Raw genomic sequence first — 2,118 nt, 5'->3', positions numbered from 1 at the left:
TTCGCCACTTTGCATGCAAACGGCTGCGCAGTCGGTGCAAGGCGCGGCTCGCGCCCGAGCATGCCGATGCGAGCACAGGCTGCGCGCCGAACACGGCACCCCGTCGTACCGTCGGGCCGAAGGGGCAGTTCGATCGGGCCTGGTGTGCCGTGCTCCGGGAGGCCGGCTGTCCGTAGTCCCCCGGGGGGGGCTGCGGCTGCTCGGCTTGGGGTCCCCGAATTCCAGAGAACCACGTTGAAGAGGATTTGACCATGTCCCTTACTCCAATTGATTCTAAGCAGCTACCGACAACGCCGGCAATGCTGGCGCAGCTGCCAACCGGCGGATCCAATGGGACCCTGCTAGCGCAAGTACCATCCGAAGTTAATCCTCTCGAAGCGGTCGGTAACCTCTTTGTCACTGCGGTGGCGATCTTGGGAGCGGCGGTCAATGCGGGTGTGCAGTACGCTCCGGAGTTGTGGAAGAAGATGACCGATACCCTGGCCAAGCTGGGTGCCTGGGGCCAGGGCGTGTCTTCGAAACTCCAGCAGTTCACCGAGCAGCAACAGAAGGCGTTCGTGGCAGCGGTTACAACCGGCCCGGTTCCGGCTACGTTGTCGGAACTGCGCCAGCGCGTGGAAGAGGCGGTGCGTACGGTTACTGCTGGCTCGTCCAATGAGCCGACTCAGGCTCGGCCCGCGCCAACCTCGCGCACGACGCCACCCGTGACTCCTCCCGAGACGCAAACTAAACCTGCGCCCCCGCCGACGCTGAAGCCGATCGAAAGTGCAGAAGATCCGCCCAAGGCGACGTCGACCCAAGCGGAGCGATCGAGGGCACAACAGGCAAACGCGACTAAGGCGCGGCAAGAGATGCAGTCGTACATCTCGAACCCGATCCGGTCCGACGTGGACCTGGCCACCAACTGGAACGGCCTGTCGTACTGGTACTCAGGCGCTTCCATCGGCCCCAGGCCAGATCTGCCGCCGGGCGTGTCGCTGACGTCGATTCTGAGAGAGGGCCAGAAGGAACTGCTCACCCGAAGGGTTGCCTCTCTGGAGGCAGCGATCCGCGGGCTCGACCGGAACGACCCGCAACTGCAGGGCAAGATCCGCGACATCGACACTCAACTGCGGCAGTTCCAGAGCTTCGTGGCCGGCAAGGGCCTGCCGAGGGCGATGCAGACGATGGTTGCCGAGCGCGTGGAAGCGCTACGCGGGATGCTGCGAGGCGTCGGGCAGATGGCTGCCGGCGACGTGGGCCGATCCGAGCAAGTTGCGGCACCTTCGCAGAAAGGCGAGCGTCCGGCGGCTGCACCGACGGAGTTGGAGGCCTCGGTGCTCCGCGTGGTGGATGCATCGAAGGCCGCTGCCGATGCGCTTGCTCAGGAGCAGTCGCTGCCAGCGACCGCGAGCCCGGAGCAGCGCAAGGCTGCGCACGAGGAAGCAGTGCGCCGGGGCGAGGCGCTGAGAGATCTGCTGGGCCGGCCGGAGATCGTGGGCTTGATGTCGCGCGGGCTGGTGGCGGCCGCGGGTGGTGCGCCACAACCGCCCGACGAACGGCCGCTGTACGAGATGCTTCTGAACGGGCTGGCATCGGCGCTGACCCAGAGCGTCGTGGACGCGGCGCAGCCGCTGGTGGGCGGGCAGCCGGTGCCGCTCCTGCAGCAGGTGCGCAATGCGCTCGAGGCGGGGTTGATCAGCATGGTGGTGCCGCAGGGCGCAGGCCTGACGGGCGCGGCGCTGGCCAACATGACCGAGGCGGGGTTGCAGTCCGTGTTGCGCGGCGACACGCCCGAGCAGACGGGGATGAACATGGCGCTGGGCGGGGCCCTGGGTGCGACCGTGCACGGGCTGCTGAGGCTGCTGGGCGGTGGACCTGGTCCGCGGCTGCAGCCCGAGGGGGGTGTCATGCCAGCGGACGGATCAGCTCCTGCGCCAAAGCCAAACGGGCCCGAGTCGCCCGTCGCCATCCAGGGCAGTGAGCCGCCGTCTCGCCCTCCCGCCGCAGGCGACGCTCCGGGATCATCGCCGGATCCGTCCGCCCGATCGGACGCTACGCCTCCGGGCCAAACGCCGCGCGGCGCACCTGTTCCCGACAGAGCTGGTTCTCGCTACGGATACGAGAGTGTCCAGTCGC

The 2,118-nt window shown here is 67.7% G+C and carries 1 pseudogene; it reads left to right on the top strand.

From position 1 onward, the window contains the following. Positions 1–251 precede the first annotated feature (251 nt). Positions 252–2,118: pseudogene (locus ACOVRJ_RS17265) on the top strand (hypothetical protein); the annotation flags it as partial.

The organism is Roseateles sp. (assembly GCF_049240545.1).
In the GTDB taxonomy this organism is placed as follows: Bacteria; Pseudomonadota; Gammaproteobacteria; order Burkholderiales; family Burkholderiaceae_C; genus Paucibacter_A.
This window is presented reverse-complemented; position numbering and strand designations above follow the sequence as displayed.